This is a genomic window from Streptomyces sp. NPDC048584 (assembly GCF_043199595.1).
GTDB classification, from domain to species: domain Bacteria; phylum Actinomycetota; class Actinomycetes; order Streptomycetales; family Streptomycetaceae; genus Streptomyces; species Streptomyces edwardsiae.
The window spans coordinates 249,856-265,389 of the sequence record NZ_JBICWF010000010.1; the positions used below are offsets into that span (position 1 = coordinate 249,856).

Annotated in this window: 13 protein-coding genes and 3 tRNA genes; 8 read left to right on the forward strand and 8 right to left on the reverse strand. The window is 72.5% G+C overall.

Annotated elements, in window-relative coordinates; genetic code table 11:
• The first annotated feature begins 36 nt into the window (after positions 1-36).
• The 4 genes from purD to ACGFR9_RS23320 all read left to right on the forward strand — a co-directional run bounded on the left by purD (position 37) and on the right by ACGFR9_RS23320 (position 6,094).
• Entirely contained in the window at positions 37-1,323 is a 1,287-nt protein-coding gene (gene purD, locus ACGFR9_RS23305) for a phosphoribosylamine--glycine ligase (RefSeq protein ID WP_393211746.1), read from the forward strand.
• A 280-nt stretch (positions 1,324-1,603) separates the two neighbouring features.
• Entirely contained in the window at positions 1,604-3,382 is a 1,779-nt protein-coding gene (locus ACGFR9_RS23310; protein WP_393211748.1) for a hypothetical protein, read from the forward strand.
• A gap of 202 nt (positions 3,383-3,584) precedes the next feature.
• On the forward strand, positions 3,585-5,093 hold the full coding sequence (locus ACGFR9_RS23315; protein WP_393211750.1) for a N,N-dimethylformamidase beta subunit family domain-containing protein: 1,509 nt from the start codon (positions 3,585-3,587) through the stop codon (positions 5,091-5,093).
• A gap of 101 nt (positions 5,094-5,194) precedes the next feature.
• A complete protein-coding gene (locus tag ACGFR9_RS23320; protein ID WP_393211752.1) occupies positions 5,195-6,094 on the forward strand; it encodes a phosphoribosylaminoimidazolesuccinocarboxamide synthase in 900 nt (299 codons plus the stop codon).
• A gap of 42 nt (positions 6,095-6,136) precedes the next feature.
• On the opposite strand, the gene ACGFR9_RS23325 is transcribed toward ACGFR9_RS23320, so the two are convergent.
• From ACGFR9_RS23325 to ACGFR9_RS23360, 8 genes are all read right to left on the reverse strand, one after another.
• Positions 6,137-6,212: transfer RNA gene (locus ACGFR9_RS23325), tRNA-Gly, on the reverse strand.
• Between the two features lie 22 nt (positions 6,213-6,234).
• Positions 6,235-6,849 (reverse strand): response regulator, encoded by a 615-nt coding sequence (locus ACGFR9_RS23330; protein ID WP_393211754.1) that lies wholly within the window; start codon positions 6,847-6,849, stop codon positions 6,235-6,237.
• Positions 6,846-8,069, reverse strand: coding sequence for a sensor histidine kinase (locus ACGFR9_RS23335; RefSeq protein WP_393211839.1), 1,224 nt, complete (start codon positions 8,067-8,069; stop codon positions 6,846-6,848). The genes ACGFR9_RS23330 and ACGFR9_RS23335 overlap by 4 nt, the downstream gene beginning before the upstream one ends.
• A gap of 32 nt (positions 8,070-8,101) precedes the next feature.
• The gene (locus ACGFR9_RS23340) at positions 8,102-8,878 is read right to left on the reverse strand and encodes an ABC transporter permease (RefSeq protein ID WP_393211756.1); all 777 of its coding nucleotides are present in this window, start codon (positions 8,876-8,878) and stop codon (positions 8,102-8,104) included.
• Positions 8,875-9,837, reverse strand: a complete 963-nt coding sequence (locus ACGFR9_RS23345) for an ABC transporter ATP-binding protein (RefSeq protein WP_393211758.1) — start codon at positions 9,835-9,837, stop codon at positions 8,875-8,877. The genes ACGFR9_RS23340 and ACGFR9_RS23345 overlap by 4 nt, the downstream gene beginning before the upstream one ends.
• Positions 9,838-9,967: 130 nt before the next feature.
• Positions 9,968-10,043 (reverse strand) — tRNA-Gly (locus ACGFR9_RS23350).
• A 97-nt stretch (positions 10,044-10,140) separates the two neighbouring features.
• Positions 10,141-10,212, reverse strand: a tRNA-Gly gene (locus ACGFR9_RS23355).
• Positions 10,213-10,377: 165 nt separating this feature from the next.
• Positions 10,378-10,695, reverse strand: a complete 318-nt coding sequence (locus ACGFR9_RS23360; protein WP_393211841.1) for an Lsr2 family protein — start codon at positions 10,693-10,695, stop codon at positions 10,378-10,380.
• A gap of 353 nt (positions 10,696-11,048) precedes the next feature.
• Here ACGFR9_RS23360 and purS point away from each other — a divergent pair, with 353 nt between their 5' ends.
• The 4 genes from purS (at position 11,049) to ACGFR9_RS23380 (ending at position 15,512) form a co-directional block, all read left to right on the forward strand.
• Positions 11,049-11,312: a phosphoribosylformylglycinamidine synthase subunit PurS gene (purS, locus tag ACGFR9_RS23365; RefSeq protein ID WP_393211760.1), complete on the forward strand. Its 264-nt coding sequence runs from the start codon at positions 11,049-11,051 to the stop codon at positions 11,310-11,312.
• A complete protein-coding gene (purQ, locus tag ACGFR9_RS23370; protein ID WP_393211762.1) occupies positions 11,309-12,013 on the forward strand; it encodes a phosphoribosylformylglycinamidine synthase subunit PurQ in 705 nt (234 codons plus the stop codon). Before purS ends, purQ begins: the two co-directional genes overlap by 4 nt.
• Entirely contained in the window at positions 12,010-14,292 is a 2,283-nt protein-coding gene (gene purL / locus ACGFR9_RS23375) for a phosphoribosylformylglycinamidine synthase subunit PurL (RefSeq protein ID WP_393211764.1), read from the forward strand. Before purQ ends, purL begins: the two co-directional genes overlap by 4 nt.
• A 422-nt stretch (positions 14,293-14,714) precedes the next feature.
• Entirely contained in the window at positions 14,715-15,512 is a 798-nt protein-coding gene (locus tag ACGFR9_RS23380; protein WP_393211766.1) for a sterol carrier family protein, read from the forward strand.
• The last annotated feature ends 22 nt before the right edge of the window (positions 15,513-15,534 follow it).

Genomic DNA, 15,534 nt, shown 5'->3' on the forward strand with positions numbered 1-15,534 from the left:
CAAGGCGAAGCGGCCGTCTCCCGTTAGGCTGACCCCGTGAAGGTCCTCGTCATCGGCAGCGGCGCCCGCGAACACGCCCTGTGCCACAGCCTGTCCCTCGACCCCGACGTCACGGCGCTGCACTGCGCCCCCGGCAACGCCGGGATCGCCGAGGTCGCCGAGCTGCACCCGGTCGACGCCCTCGACGGTGCCGCCGTGACCGCGCTGGCCGCGCGGCTCGGCGCGGACCTCGTGGTGGTCGGCCCGGAGGCGCCCCTCGTCGCCGGTGTCGCCGACGCCGTGCGCGACGCGGGCATCCCGGTCTTCGGCCCCTCCAAGGAGGCCGCGCGACTGGAGGGCTCCAAGGCGTTCGCCAAGGACGTCATGGCGGCTGCCGGCGTGCCCACCGCCCGCAGCTACGTCTGTACGACGCCGGAGGAGACCGACGCGGCCCTCAGCGCGTTCGGCGCCCCGTACGTCGTCAAGGACGACGGTCTCGCGGCCGGCAAGGGCGTCGTCGTCACCGACGACGTCGAGGCGGCCCGCGCGCACGCCGTCGCCTGCATGGGAGCATCTCCCGCGCCTTCGGGGCAGCGGGGGAGCGTGGTCATCGAGGAGTTCCTCGACGGCCCCGAGGTCTCCCTCTTCGCGATCACCGACGGCGAGACGGTCGTCCCGCTCCAGCCCGCCCAGGACTTCAAGCGCGCGCTGGACGGCGACGCGGGCCCGAACACCGGCGGCATGGGGGCCTACTCCCCGCTGCCCTGGGCCGACCCCAAGCTGGTCGACGAGGTCATGGAGACGGTTCTCCAGCCGACCGTGGACGAGCTGCGGCGCCGGGGCACCCCGTTCTCCGGACTGCTCTACGCCGGTCTGGCGATCACCTCGCGCGGTGTCCGCGTGATCGAGTTCAACGCCCGCTTCGGCGACCCCGAGACCCAGGTGGTCCTGGCCCGGCTGAAGACCCCGCTGGGCGGCGTGCTGATGGCCGCCGCCACCGGCAACCTCGCTCATCTGGAGCCGACGCGCTGGAGTGACGAGGCCGCGGTCACCGTGGTCGTCGCCTCCCACAACTACCCCGGCCCCCCGCGCACCGGCGACCCGATCACCGGCCTGGACGAGGTCGCCGCCGAGGACGCCCCGCACGCGTACGTCCTGCACGCGGGGACGAAGCGGGACGGCGACGCGGTCGTCAGCGCGGGCGGGCGCGTGCTGTCCGTCACGGCGACCGGCAAGGACCTCACCGAGGCCCGCGACCGCGCCTACCGCGCGGTCGCCCGCATTCGCCTCGACGGTTCCCAGCACCGTACGGACATCGCCGCGAAGGCGGCGCGCGAGGCGTGAGCCCGGACGCACGGCGCCGATGAACCCCGCGGGCCCCGGATCCGTCTCAGGATCCGGGGCCCGCTCCTTGCCGTCCGTCGCCCACCTTTCCCCAAAGCCATTCCATCGGGTGAGCGATGCGCCATCCGGCTGACGGGGGCCGGGGCCCCAACTATGGTGCCGCGCAAGTGTTCCGGCACTTGGCCCACCGGCATTGCGGTGTCAGTGGCGGGTGCCACAGTGGGGGAATGGACAGCGCCGGGACAGCGACAGGACTGCCGTGAGGGGGTGAGGTCGGGCCATGAGCGGAAGCGGAACGGGAGCGGAGACGGGCGCGCGGTCCGCGCGGGCGCACGCGCTGGCGGTACTGCGGATCCGCAGCCGGGCACTGGCCGTCGCGCTGCTGCCGGCCGCCGGCGCCGTGGTCCTCCTCGTCGGCGGGTCCACCGGCCATCTGCCGGGCGGCGGCTGGGACCTCGCCCGGCGGCTGCTCGTCCCGGTCGCGGTGCTCGTGCTGCTCGCCGCCGCGGGGGTCGCCCTGGTCATAGCGCGGGCCCGGCCCGCCATGAGCCCCACGGTCCCGGTCGCCGAGGACGCGGCCCCGGACCTGTACCGGATGGTGCGCGACCTCGCCGACCGGCTGGGCGTTCCCGCCCCTTCCGCGATAGCGCTCACCCCGGACTGCGACAGCTGGCTGGAGGACCGCACCCACCCGGCGCACGGGCGCCCGCCGCCCGCCGAGGAGCACGGCGACATAGCGGGTGCGGGCCGCCCCGCCCGGGTCAGGGCGGCGGCGCCCGTGCTGGTGATCGGCTCGCCGTTCCTGTGGTGGATGCGGGTGGGCGAGCTGCGTGCGGTCCTCGCCCCGGTCGTGGCCGGTACGGGACCTTCGGCGCATCCGGACATAGCCGCCGCCCGGCGCTTCGTGCGGGGGCTGGACGCGGCGGTGGCCGTGACGTCGGCGCCGGGCCGGACTGCCGTGGTCCGCGGGATGCTCGCGGGCGTCGGCTGGGTGACCCGGCTGCTGCTGCGGGGCTGCCGGGGGCACGCGGCCGAGATGGAGCGCGGGGTCGCCGCCGCCGCGGCCGAGCGTGCACAGGCTGTGGACTACGGGCAGCGGATCGTCGCCCAGGAGCAGGTGGGTCTGGCGTACGCGGGCTGGGACCGGCTGCTCACCCGGGTCGCGCTGCCCGCCTGGCGGATGGGCCGCTGGCCCTCGCGGCTCAGCGCGGGAGTGGTGGCGGCGCTGACCGAGCTGTCCCGCCGGGACCGGCTGGCGGAGGGTTTCGCCTCCCGTCTCGGCGAGCGTCCCGCATGCGACCTGCTGGAAGAGCCCGGCACGATGGACGAGGCGACCTCGCTCCTCGCGGCCCGCCTCTTCCACGGCGGGCCCGCGGAGACGGGCCCGGACTGGTCCCCGGTCCACTGGGGCGACTATCCGGAGGAGGTCGTCGACCGCAAGTGGCGCACCGACGCGGCCCGCCTCCACCGCGTCCTGGACGCCCTCCACGTCCCCCCGGCCCCCGGCGCCGCCCCGTCCCTCTCCCGGGTCCTGACCCACCTGACCACTCCGGCGCCCTCACCGGCGGACGCGGAGGAGAGGGCGACGGACCCCACCCGGGCCGGCGCCGCGGCCGCCCCCTCGGCGCTCGCGCCGGGAGACGCGGGTGCGGACGACGAGGACCCCACCCCCACCACCCCCCGGAGCGCCGCCCTCGCCGCCCGCCTCAGCGCCGAGGTGGGCCGGGAGGAGGCCGCCGCGGTCTTCGGTCCGCGGGGCACCGCCCCGCCGAGGGACGACCACGCGCTGCCCCTCTTCCCGCTCCAGCCCCCGCGCACCGCCCGTGAGCTGCTCGCCGACCACATCACGGCGATGGTCTGCTGCACGGCGATGGACACCGTGGGTGCCACCCCCGGGCTCGACTGGCTCGACGGCCCCACACTCCTCCTCGGCGGCGGACGGGTCACCGACCTGTCCCCCCAGGTCCTCACCCTCATCGAGGACGGCGACCCCTCCCCTCTCCGGCAGTGGCTGACCCGACAGGGCATACGCCCCGAGAAGCCCGTACGCCTCGTCTGAGCCCCACGGCCCCGGAGTCCCGGGACTCCCGCGGCCCCCGGCCTCGCGGTCCCCAGCCCCGGAGCACCCCCTTCCACTTTCGGTCAATCGAAGACGAACGGTGACGGAGTGCGTGCGTAATGTGATGTGCTGGGACCGTTCGTGCCCACGGGCATGAGCGCGCGACATACGACAAGCACATAGCTCGAGGGAGGGGGCGCCCATGAGTGCGGAGCGGATCCGCCGCTGGGAGTCGGGGGCACTCGCCCACGCCGTGAACGATCCCTTCGGGCAGGGCCCCCTCCCCTGGCTGCGCGGCGGTGAGACGTACTTCGGCGACACCGGCCAGGTCGTCCCCTGGTACGTGGAACCGGACCCGGAACAGCCCGCCCCCCTCCCCAGGCAGGGCGGGCCCAGGATCCCCGCCCCCCGCCGCTCCGGTTCTGTCGGACCCCGCGCCGCCGACGACGTACACCGCCAGATCAAGGGATTCAGCTCCGTCGGCGCCGTCGCCCCGGGGGAGTCCATCGACTTCCACATCACCGTCGACCCGCCCCAGCCGTTCGCCGTGGACGTCTACCGCATCGGCCACTACGACGGCGAGGGCGCCACGAAGATCACCTCCAGTCCGCGCCTGTCCGGTCTGGTGCAGCCCGCCCCGCTCACCGCCGACCGCACCGTCTCCTGCCACCACTGGTGGCTGTCCTGGCGGTTACCGGTCCCGTCGTACTGGAACGCGGGCGCGTACGTCGCCGTCCTCACCACCGCCGACGGCTACCGCTCGCACATCCCGTTCACCGTCCGCGACACCCGCCCCGCGGACCTCCTCCTCGTCCTGCCCGACGTCACCTGGCAGGCGTACAACCTGTACCCGGAGGACGGCCGCACCGGCGCGAGCCTCTACCACGCCTGGGACGAGCAGGGCCGGCTGCTCGGCGAGTCCGACGCCGCCACCACGGTCTCCTTCGACCGCCCCTACGCGGGCGCCGGCCTCCCCCTGCACGTCGGCCACGCCTACGACGTCATCCGCTGGGCCGAGCGCTACGGCTACGACCTCGCCTACGCGAACGCCCGCGACCTGCACGCCGGCCGGATCGATCCGGCCGGCTACCGGGGCGTGCTCTTCCCCGGCCACGACGAGTACTGGTCGGTGCCCATGCGCACCGCCGTGGAGCGCGCCCGGGACCACGGCACGTCCCTCGTCTTCCTCTCCGCCAACACCCTGTACTGGCAGGTCGAGCTAGCCCCCTCCCCGTCCGGCCCCGCCCGCCTGCTGACCTGCCGCAAACGCCGGGGCCCGGGCAGGCCGACGCTCTGGCGCGAACAGGACCGCGCCGAACAGCAGCTGCTCGGCATCCAGTACGCCGGCCCCGTCCCGCGGCCGTATCCGCTGATCGTGCGCAACGCGGGCCACTGGATGTGGGAGTCGACCGGCGCCCACGAGGGCGACGGCATCGAGGGCCTGGTCGCCGCCGAGGCCGACCGCTACTACCCGCGCACCCCGCTGCCCGCGCACGAGGAGCGGGTACTGCTCGCCCACTCCCCGTACACCGACCGCCAGGGCGCCCGCCGTCACCAGGAGACCTCCCTCTACCGGGCCCCCTCCGGCGCCTGGGTCTTCGCCTCCGGCACCTTCGCATGGGCCCCCGCGCTGGACCGCCCCGGCCACACCGACGCCCGCGTCCAGCGCGCCACCGCCAACCTCCTCGACCGCATCTGCAAACGCGACTGACCTCGGGGTGTCGTCCGGATCCTGCCGGGGTCCCCCGTAGGGAGAACCGTCCGCGGATGCGGGAGAATCGACGTACCTGTACAGAACCACGCGGAGGAACCGTGTCCGGATTCGTAGAAAAGCCCGAGCCGATCCAGGTTCCGGGTCTGGTGCATCTGCACACCGGGAAGGTGCGCGAGCTGTACCGGAGCGAGGCGGGCGACCTCGTGATGGTCGCCAGCGACAGAGTCTCCGCCTACGACTGGGTGCTGCCGACCGAGATCCCCGACAAGGGCCGGGTCCTCACCCAGCTCTCCCTGTGGTGGTTCGACCAGCTCGCCGACCTGCTCCCCAACCACGTCCTGAGCACCGGCCTCCCGGCCGGCGCCCCCGACGACTGGGCGGGCCGCACCCTGATCTGCAAGTCGCTGAACATGGTCCCGGTGGAGTGCGTGGCCCGCGGCTACCTCACCGGCTCGGGCCTCGCCGAGTACGAGGAGACCCGTACGGTGTGCGGCCTCGCCCTCCCCGAGGGCCTGGTCGACGGCTCGGAGCTGCCCGCCCCGATCTTCACCCCGGCCACCAAGGCCGCCGTCGGCGAGCACGACGAGAACGTCTCCTACGAGGAGGTGGCCCGCCAGGTCGGCGCGGAGACCGCCACCCAGCTGCGCCAGGCCACCCTCGCCGCCTACTCCCGCGCCCGGGACATCGCCCGTGACCGGGGCATCGTCCTCGCCGACACCAAGTTCGAGTTCGGCTTCGACGGCGACACCCTGGTCCTCGCGGACGAGGTGCTCACCCCCGACTCGTCCCGCTTCTGGCCGGCCGAGGAGTGGGAGCCGGGCCGCGCACAGCCGTCGTACGACAAGCAGTTCGTACGCGACTGGCTGACCTCCGCCGAGTCGGGCTGGGACCGCGGGAGCGAGCAGCCCCCGCCGCCGCTGCCGCAGCGGATCGTGGACGCGACCCGTACCAAGTACGTGGAGGCCTACGAGCGCCTCACCGGCACCACCTGGAGCTGAGCGCACGACGAAGGCCCCGGTCGAACCGACCGGGGCCTTCTGTGGAGCGAACGACGAGGTTCGAACTCGCGACCTCAACCTTGGCAAGGTTGCGCTCTACCAACTGAGCTACGTTCGCATGCGCCGTGGCGCGGGATCCACTATACCCAACCCCGCTCCCGCGCGAGACGAACCGCTGTATGACGGTTCTCCGCGCCGAGCTTGGAGACGGCGGAGGAGAGATAGTTCCGCACGGTCCCCTGGGACAGCGCGGCCCGCTCCGCGATCTCCGCCACGGGCGCGCCGTCCGCGGCGAGCTCCAGCACCTCGGCCTCGCGCGCGGTCAGCGGTGAATCACCGGCGGCGATCGCGTCGGCGGCCAACTCGGGGTCGACGTACCGGTTTCCCGCGTGCAGGGCGCGGATGATCTCGGCGAGCTGCCGGGCGCTGACGGTCTTGGGCACGAAACCGCGCACCCCGGCCGCGAGCGCCCGCTTCAGATGTCCGGGCCGCCCGTGGCCGGTGACGATCAGCACCCGGCAGCCGGGCAGCTCCGTCCGCAGGGATGTGGCGACCTTCACACCGTCGGCGCCGGGCATCTGCAGATCCAGTACGGCGACATCGGGGACGTGTGCCCGCGCCATCGCCAGCGCCTCCGGCCCGGAGGCCGCCTCGGCGACCACGAGGAGGTCGTCCTCCAGGGACAGCAGGGCGGCCAGCGCGCCCCGGATCAGATGCTCGTCGTCGGCGAGCAGCACACGCACGACGTCCGTCACGACGCCACCTCCAGCACTGTCTCCGCCGTCAGCGGGACCTCCGCGACCAGCAGGAACTCGCTCTGTCCGGCGGGCGCGGCGTCCAGCGTGCCGCCCACCGCCGACAGCCGCTCGCGCAGCCCCGCGAGTCCCGAACCGCCCTTGCCGGACGGAGCCGCGGCCCCGTCGTTGCGCACCGTCAGCACCACACGCCCCTCAGGCCTCCGCACCGACACGGTGCACTTCTTCGCGTCCCCGTGCCGCAGCACGTTGGTGGTCGCCTCCCGCACGACCCAGCCGAGGACGGACTGCACCTCACCCGGCAGTCCGGCCGTGTCGCCGGTCACCTCGCAGTCGATCCCGGCCGCCCTCAGCACTCCCCGCGCACCGCCGAGTTCGGCCTCCAGGTCGACCTCCCGGTAGCCGCGCACCACATCGCGCACCTCCCGCTGGGAGTCCTGGGCGATGCGCTGCACCTCGATCATCTGCTCCACCGCTTCGGGCCGTGCTCGCCGTGCCAGCTGCACGGCGAGCTCGCTCTTGAGCGAGATCACGGCGAGGTTCCGTCCCAGTACGTCGTGCAGGTCCCGCCCGAACCGCAGCCGCTCCTCGGCGACGGCGAGCCGGGCGCGGGTCTCGCGCGCCTCGTCGAGGGCGAAGACGGCGTTGAGCAGCCAGACGGAGAAGACCGCGGTGAAGGTGATGAAGCCGGCGCCGGCCAGCACGATCGCGGCCGTCGCCAGCGCGACGGGACCGGACACGCCCAGTGCCCAGGACATGAGGCCCGCTCCGGCCCCGAACCCGCCGACGAGGGCGAGGACGCGCCGCCGGTCGCGCATCCCGAGCGTGATCATGCCCGCTCCGTAGCTGAGCGCTGCCCCGAAGACCGAGCCCGCGGCGCTGTCGACGCCGTCGCCCGGGGGCCCGTGCTCCGCGATGCCGAGGGCGGCGACCGCGAGCGCCGCGCTCAGCACGCCGAACGTCCACATCAGCCGTACGGGCTGGGGGCGCCGGCCGCGGGTCCAGTCCAGGGCCCGGGAGACGACCGTCATGCCCACCGCCGCGTGCAGCGTGACCAGCAGCAGCAGGACGACGGCGAGCCGCCCTCCCACCTGGGCGAAGGACGAGAGCCCGATCGCGGCCACCTCACTGAGGCAGACGAAGTGGAACGACCACCTCGTGTACGTCTCGACCTTCGCCGGTGTGCTCTTGCGCCGCCACCAGCCGCCCGGCCTGCTCATCTGCTCGTGCTCCGTCCCTGCCGTCGCGTACGTCAGCGCCTGGGTTCCCAGCGGAACCACCGCCGTACAGCAAACACCGCCAGCAGGGTCCAGGCCACCGCCGTCGCGAGGGCGCCCAGAGTCTCGGCCGCAGACAGGTCGCCGGTCCAGCCGCCGCGGACCAGGGTGACCACCGGGGTCAGCGGCAGCAGCTCGCAGACGGAGGCCAGCCGGTCGGGGAGGAACTCCAGCGGGACGAACATGCCGGAGCCCACCATCGAGATGATCAGCAGTGGCATCGGTGTGACCTGGGCGCTCTCGGCGGTGCGGGTGAGGCCGGCGGTGGCGGCCGCGAGCCCGGCGCAGATCGCTAGCCCCAGCAGCAGGCCCAGGACGGCCAGATGCGGTGCGGACGGCGCGGACATGTCCAGCAGCACGGCACAGGCCGCGATCAGCACCAGGCACTGCGTCAGCCCGGTGAGGACGGACGGCAGCGCGGACCCGCCGAGGATCTCGGCGTCCCGCAGCTCGCCGGTGCGCAGCCGCTTGAGCACCAGTTCCTCGCGGCGCACGACGTAGACGCCGACGAGGGCGGAGTACACGGCGAACAGCAGGGAGAAGCCGACGGCGGCGGGCAGGACGACGGTGCCGGGGGTCAGTCCCACCTCGGCGAGGTCCATCTCCTGGGCGGCCGACCGCACGCTGAGCGGCAGGACGAGCGGTACGAACAGCGCGGCGACGAGGGTGCCCTTGCTGCGGCCCAGCAGCGTCAGTTCGGCGCGGGCGAGGGCGGTCATCCGGCTCACCGGTGTGGTCATGGCGGTACTCATGCCGCGTACTCCTTCTTCGTCGCCGTGGCCGCCGACGCGTCCTTGGCGATCCCGAGGAACGCCTCCTCCAGGGATGCCGAGCGCACGTCCAGCCTGCGCAGTTCCACTCCGGTGTCCTGCGCCCACATCAGCAGTCCGGTGGCGGCGCGCTGCAGTTCGCGGGTGCGCAGCCGGACGGTCCGGCCGTCGACGGTGTGGTCGCTCACACCCAGCACGGCCAGGGGCGGCAGGTCGCCCACGAAGTAGCCGTCGGGGAGTTCGAAGGTGATCCGGGACGGTTCGGAGGCGGTCACCTCGGCCGGCGTGCCCGTGACGGCGATGCGGCCCTCGTGCATGATCGCGAGCCGGTCCGCGAGGTTCTCGGCCTCCTCCAGGTAGTGCGTGGTGAGCAGGACCGTCGTACCGCGGTCGCGCAGGGCGCTCACCAGGTCCCAGGTGTCGTGGCGGCCCTCGGCGTCGAGTCCGGTGGTGGGTTCGTCGAGGAAGAGCACCTCGGGGTCGCCGAGCAGGGCGAGCGCCAGGTCCAGCCGGCGCCGCTGGCCGCCGGAGAGCTGCTTCACCCGGACGCCGGCCTTCGCCTCCAGGCCGACCAGCGCCAGTACCTCCCCTTCGGGGCGGGCCCCGCTGACACAGCCGGCCCACATGCGGGCGGTCTCGGCGACGGTCAACTCGGAGGAGAAGCCCCCTTCCTGAAGCATCACCCCGGTGCGGGGCCGTACGGCGGCACGCTCGGTGTACGGGTCGTGGCCGAGCACCCGGACCTGTCCGCCGGCGGGGGCGGCGAGGCCTTCGAGGAGTTCGACGGTGGAGGTCTTGCCCGCGCCGTTCGTGCCGAGCAGGGCGAAGATCTCGCCGCGCCGTACCGAGAAGTCGATCCCGCGGACCGCTTCGAACCCGCCCCCGTAGACACGTCGCAGGCCGGTGACCTCAATCACGTGTTCGTGTTCGTTCGCTTCCATGCTTCGAGCATTCCGGCGGCGGGGGTGGTCCGGCAGTGCGGGCTGTCATCACAGGACATGACAAATGTCAGTTCGAGCCCGGAGGGGGTACATACGACAAAGACCCCGGTCGATGACCGGGGTCTTGATCTGGAGCGGACGACGAGGCTCGAACTCGCGACCTCAACCTTGGCAAGGTTGCGCTCTACCAACTGAGCTACGTCCGCAATGCCTCCGACCGGCTCTCACCGATCGGCGCGGGCACCAGCCTACCTGATCCTCCCCCAGAGGGGGGACCCCCAAGTGACCGGTACGGTGATGCAGAGCGGGTGACAGGAATCGCACACTGCGCCTTCCCCCTGGAAGGGGGATGTTCTACTACTGAACTACACCCGCATGCACTTCGGGGCTTCGGCCTCTCGGCCTCGCCCCTCGGCGTGCTCCAGACTCTAGCTGATCAGCGGGGGTGCTGCGCAAGTCGGTTGCCGCGAGGGGCGGGTGACCGGCCGTCGGCACGGGCCACCCGGACGGCGTACCCCGGGTGGCCGTCACCTGGCCGGCTCACCGCGCGGCGGCGAACGCCTCGTAGACCTTCTTGGGGATCCGCCCGCGCGCGGGGACGTCCATCTTGTTGGCCTGGGCCCAGGCGCGGACCGCGGCCGGGTCCGGGGCGACCTCCGTCTGCCGGTACGCCTTGCCGGAGCGCGACCGCTTGCGGCCGGCGTCCACGTAGGGCTCGAGCGCCGTACGCAGTTTCCTGGCATTGGTTTCATTGAGGTCGATCTCGTACGACTTGCCGTCCAGTCCGAAGGCGATCGTTTCCGCCGCTTCCGAGCCGTCGATGTCGTCAAAGAGAGTGACCACGACCTTCTGCGCCACGAATATCGGTCCCTTCATGCGACACCTCTCGTCCGGACGTCCGTGATGACGTGCCGGGACATCGTCGAGATGTCGGCTGTCCGCCTGTAATCGGGCAAAGTATCTGCTAATGACAATTCATTTGTACAGTGCTCGGCATTGCAATGTGAAGCCCGACTAAATCTGTCCGCGTGTCCGGGGCGCAATAGCGATGTGCGGGTGAACGGAGATCTTTCCCGGATCTTTTCCCGGATGTCTCCCCGCGATGCCGGATCGTGATCGCGCTCACGTAGATTCCTACAACTCTACTCGCGTAGAAATTTTGTGCGGGTAGTCTGAAGGAACCTGCTCAGCACCACACACCGGGAGTGCCAGTGGCACGCGTCGTAGTCGACGTCATGCTCAAGCCGGAGATCCTCGACCCCCAGGGCCAGGCGGTGCAGCGCGCACTGCCGCGTCTGGGTTTCGATGGGATCTCGGACGTCCGCCAGGGAAAGCGATTCGAACTGGAAGTTGACGGGCCGGTCGACGAGGCCGCGCTCGCTCGTATCCACGATCTTGCGGAATCCTTCCTCGCCAACACCGTGATCGAGGACTTCACCGTACGGGTCGAGGAAGTCGCGGGGGCCGCGAAGTGACCGCTCGTATTGGCGTCGTCACTTTCCCGGGCAGTCTCGACGACCGGGACACGCAGCGCGCGATCCGCGTCGCCGGCGCCGAACCCGTGGCCCTCTGGCACAAGGACAAGGACCTCAAGCAGGTCGACGCCGTGGTGCTCTGCGGTGGTTTCTCGTACGGCGACTATCTGCGCGCGGGCGCCATCGCGCGCTTCTCGCCGGTGATGGACACGGTCATCGACCAGGCCAGGGCGGGCCTGCCGGTGCTCGGCATCTGCAACGGCTTCCAGATCCTCACCGAGGCGCACCTGCTCCCCGGCGGCATGCTGGGCAACGACCACCTGCACTTCATCTGCCGCGACCAGAAGCTGCGGGTGGAGAACGCGGACACCGCCTGGACCACCGACTACACGGCCGGCCAGGAGATCCACATCCCGCTGAAGAACATGGACGGCCGCTACGTCGCCGATCAGTGGACGCTGGACGAGCTGGAGGGCGAGGGCCGCGTCGCCTTCCGTTACGTCGTCCGCGGCGAAGCCGCTGATGGATGCGGTAACCCCAACGGCTCGCTCAACGACATCGCCGGCATCACCAACGCGGCGGGCAACGTCGTCGGCCTGATGCCGCACCCCGAGCACGCCGTCGAGTCGCTGATCGGTACGGGCCGTACCGACGGCCTGCCGTTCTTCACGTCGATCCTCAAGAAGCTGGTCAACGCATGAGCCGGACGCCTCTGGACACGGTCGAGCACGCGGCCGCGACCCCCGACGTCGAGCTGCCCTGGGCCGAGCTGGGCCTGAAGAAGGACGAGTATGAGCGGGTGGTGGAGATCCTCGGCCGCCGCCCGACCGGCGCCGAGCTCGCCATGTACTCCGTCATGTGGTCCGAGCACTGCTCGTACAAGTCCTCCAAGGTCCACCTCCGCCAGTTCGGCGAGAAGGCCCCCGAGTCCGACGCCATGCTCGTCGGCATCGGTGAGAACGCCGGTGTCGTCGACGTCGGCCAGGGCTACGCGGTCACCTTCAAGGTCGAGTCGCACAACCACCCCTCCTACGTCGAGCCCTACCAGGGCGCGGCCACGGGCGTCGGCGGCATCGTCCGCGACATCATCGCGATGGGCGCCCGCCCGGTCGCGGTCGTGGACCCCCTGCGCTTCGGCGCCGCGGACCACCCCGACACCAAGCGCGTCCTGCCGGGCGTCGTCGCCGGCATCGGCGGCTACGGCAACTGCCTGGGCCTGCCCAACATCGGCGGCGAGGTCGTCTTCGACGCCTGCTACCAGGGAAACCCGCTGGTCAACGCCGGCGCCATCGGCGTCATGCGGCACGAGGACATCCACCTCGCCAAGGCCTCCGGCGCGGGCAACAAGGTCATCCTGTACGGGGCCCGCACCGGCGGCGACGGCATCGGCGGCGCCTCGATCCTGGCCTCCGAGACCTTCGACACTGCATCTGATAGTGCCTCCGGCACGGGCAAGCCCTCGAAGCGCCCGGCGGTCCAGGTCGGCGACCCCTTCCAGGAGAAGCTCCTCATCGAGTGCACCCTGGAGGCCTTCGCCGAGAAGCTGGTCGTCGGCATCCAGGACCTCGGCGCGGCCGGCCTGTCCTGCGCCACGTCGGAACTGGCGTCGAACGGCTCGGGCGGTATGCGGGTCACCCTGGACGACGTACCGCTGCGCGACTCCACGCTCTCGCCCGAGGAGATCCTCATGAGCGAGTCGCAGGAGCGCATGTGCGCGGTCGTCGAGCCGGAGAAGGTCGACCGCTTCCTCGAGATCTGCGACAAGTGGGACGTCATCGCCACCGTCATCGGTGAGGTCACCGACGGCGACCGCCTGGAGATCTTCTGGCACGGCGGCAAGATCGTCGACGTCGACCCGCGCACCGTCGCCCACGACGGCCCGGTCTACGAGCGCCCGTACGCCCGCCCGTCCTGGCAGGACGAGCTCCAGGCGGACGACGCGAACAAGCTGCCCCGGCCGCGGACGTCCGACGAGCTGAAGGACCAGGTCCTCAAGCTGGTCGGCTCGCCCAACCAGGCGTCCAAGCAGTGGATCACCCAGCAGTACGACCACTTCGTGCAGGGCAACACCGTCCTCGCCCAGCCCGAGGACTCGGGCATGATCCGCGTGGACGAGGAGACCGGCCTCGGCGTCGCCATCGCCACCGACGGCAACGGCCGCTACACCAAGCTCGACCCGTACACGGGCGCGCAGCTGGCGCTGGCGGAGGCGTACCGCAACGTGGCGACGACCGGTGCGAAGCCGCTGGCCGTCTCCGACTGCCTGAACTTCGGCTCGCCGGAGGACCCGGCGGTCATGTGGCAGTTCGCGGAGGCCGTACGCGGTCTGGCGGACGGCTGTCAGCAGCTCGGCACCCCGGTGACGGGCGGCAACGTCTCCCTGTACAACCAGACGGGCGAGGCGGCCATCCACCCGACCCCGGTGGTCGCGGTCCTCGGCGTCATCGACGACGTGGCCCGGCGCACGCCGGTGGCCTTCCAGGAGGACGGCCAGCTGCTCTACCTGCTGGGCGACACGCGTGAGGAGTTCGGCGGCTCGGCCTGGTCCCAGGTGATCCACGACCACCTCGGCGGTTTGCCCCCGAAGGTCGACCTGGAGCGTGAGCGGCTGCTCGGCGAGATCCTGATCTCGGCCTCCCGCGACGGCATGATCGACTCCGCGCACGACCTGTCCGACGGCGGTCTGGTCCAGGCGGTCGTCGAGTCGGCGCTGCTGGGGGAGAAGGGCGCGCGTCTGATCGTCCCGGACGGCCTGGACGCGTTCACCTTCCTCTTCTCCGAGTCGGCGGGCCGCGCGATCGTCGCCGTACCGCGCTCGGAGGAGGTCCGCTTCAACGACATGTGCGGCGCGCGCGGCCTCCCGGCCACCCGCATCGGCGTGATCGACGGGGACACGGTCGAGGTCCAGGGCGAGTTCGCCCTCCCCCTGGCCGACCTGCGCGAGACCCACGAGGCGACGATCCCCGCCCTGCTGGCCTGACCCTCGGCTCCTCACGTACGCGGCCCCCGCCCGGTCCACCGGGCGGGGGCCGCGGCGTGGGCGGCACCGCCGGACCGCCCCGTCCCGGTCAGGCCCCGGGCGTCCCGGGCGTCCCGTGCGCCCGTGTCCTCGACGGCGACGCGGCGGAGCCGCTCGCGCTGTCGCCGGCCGAGCTGCGCGAGGACGCCGGACCGGCCCTCGGCCCCCCGTGTGCGGCCCTCGCCGGGTCCGCCGGGCGGCAGCCGCGGCTCGGTGTGGTCCTCCGGAGATCCGCGAGGCGGCGGGGACGGAGCGCGTCGGGCGGATGCCTGCCGGTTCGGTGGTGCCGCGGCTCCGTCGGGCGGCGTCGGCCCGGTGCACCGCGCGGCACGGGCGATCCCCGTACCGATCCGGTGGTGGAGGCGTACGCATAGGCTTCCGCCATGCCCCCGGCCAAGAAGCGTGCCCGTTCCTATGACCCGGCCAAGACCCGTGCCGCCGTGCTCGCGCAGTTCGGGCATGTACGCGATGCCGTACGCGGTCTCACCCCCGGGCAGCTCGCGCTGCCGACGCGGCTCGGGGACTGGACCGTGCGGGAGCTGGTGGCGCACACCGGGATGGCGTTGACCGCCGTGGACCGGCTGCTCGGCGAGCCCGAGCCCGCGCGGCAGGACGGGCGGCTGGTCGACTGGCCGTTCGCCATCGGCGCCGACGCGGACTCCATCGCCGTGACCGCCCGACGGCTCGCGGCCGAGCACCCCGACCTCGGCGCCCACCTCGACGAGGTCGAGCGGCGCTTCACCGGCCACCTCGACGCCCACCCGGGCGGCCGGCTGCTCCCCACCGGCGCGGGCGCCCTGCCCCTCGCCGACTACGTCGTCACCCGCGCCGTCGAGCTCGTCGTCCACACCGACGACCTGAACGCCGCCGTCCCCGGCCTGGCCGTCCCGTACGACCGCCAGGCCCTCGCCGCCTGCACCCGGCTGCTCGCCGACGCGCTCGCCGCGAAGGTGCCCGGCGGCTCGACGGAGGTGCGGATCCCGCCGTACGCGGTCGTGCAGTGCGTGGAGGGGCCGAGGCACACCCGGGGCACCCCGCCGAACGTCGTCGAGACCGACCCGCTGACCTGGGCGAGGCTGGCCGCCGGCCGCACGGCGTGGCAGGACGCGGTGGCCGCCGCGAAGGTGAGCGCGAGCGGGGAGCGGGCGGACCTGGGACCGTATCTGCCGCTGCTGCGCTGAGTCCGGGGCGGAAGGGGAACCA

Coding starts and splice junctions, on each gene's coding strand:
- purL (WP_393211764.1), top strand. CDS start 12,010: ATGAGCCGGACGCCTCTGGACACGGTCGAGCACGCGGCCGCGACCCCC.
- ACGFR9_RS23310 (WP_393211748.1), top strand. CDS start 1,604: ATGAGCGGAAGCGGAACGGGAGCGGAGACGGGCGCGCGGTCCGCGCGG.
- ACGFR9_RS23315 (WP_393211750.1), top strand. CDS start 3,585: ATGAGTGCGGAGCGGATCCGCCGCTGGGAGTCGGGGGCACTCGCCCAC.
- ACGFR9_RS23345 (WP_393211758.1), bottom strand. CDS start 9,837: ATGGAAGCGAACGAACACGAACACGTGATTGAGGTCACCGGCCTGCGA.
- ACGFR9_RS23335 (WP_393211839.1), bottom strand. CDS start 8,069: ATGAGCAGGCCGGGCGGCTGGTGGCGGCGCAAGAGCACACCGGCGAAG.
- ACGFR9_RS23380 (WP_393211766.1), top strand. CDS start 14,715: ATGCCCCCGGCCAAGAAGCGTGCCCGTTCCTATGACCCGGCCAAGACC.
- ACGFR9_RS23340 (WP_393211756.1), bottom strand. CDS start 8,878: ATGAGTACCGCCATGACCACACCGGTGAGCCGGATGACCGCCCTCGCC.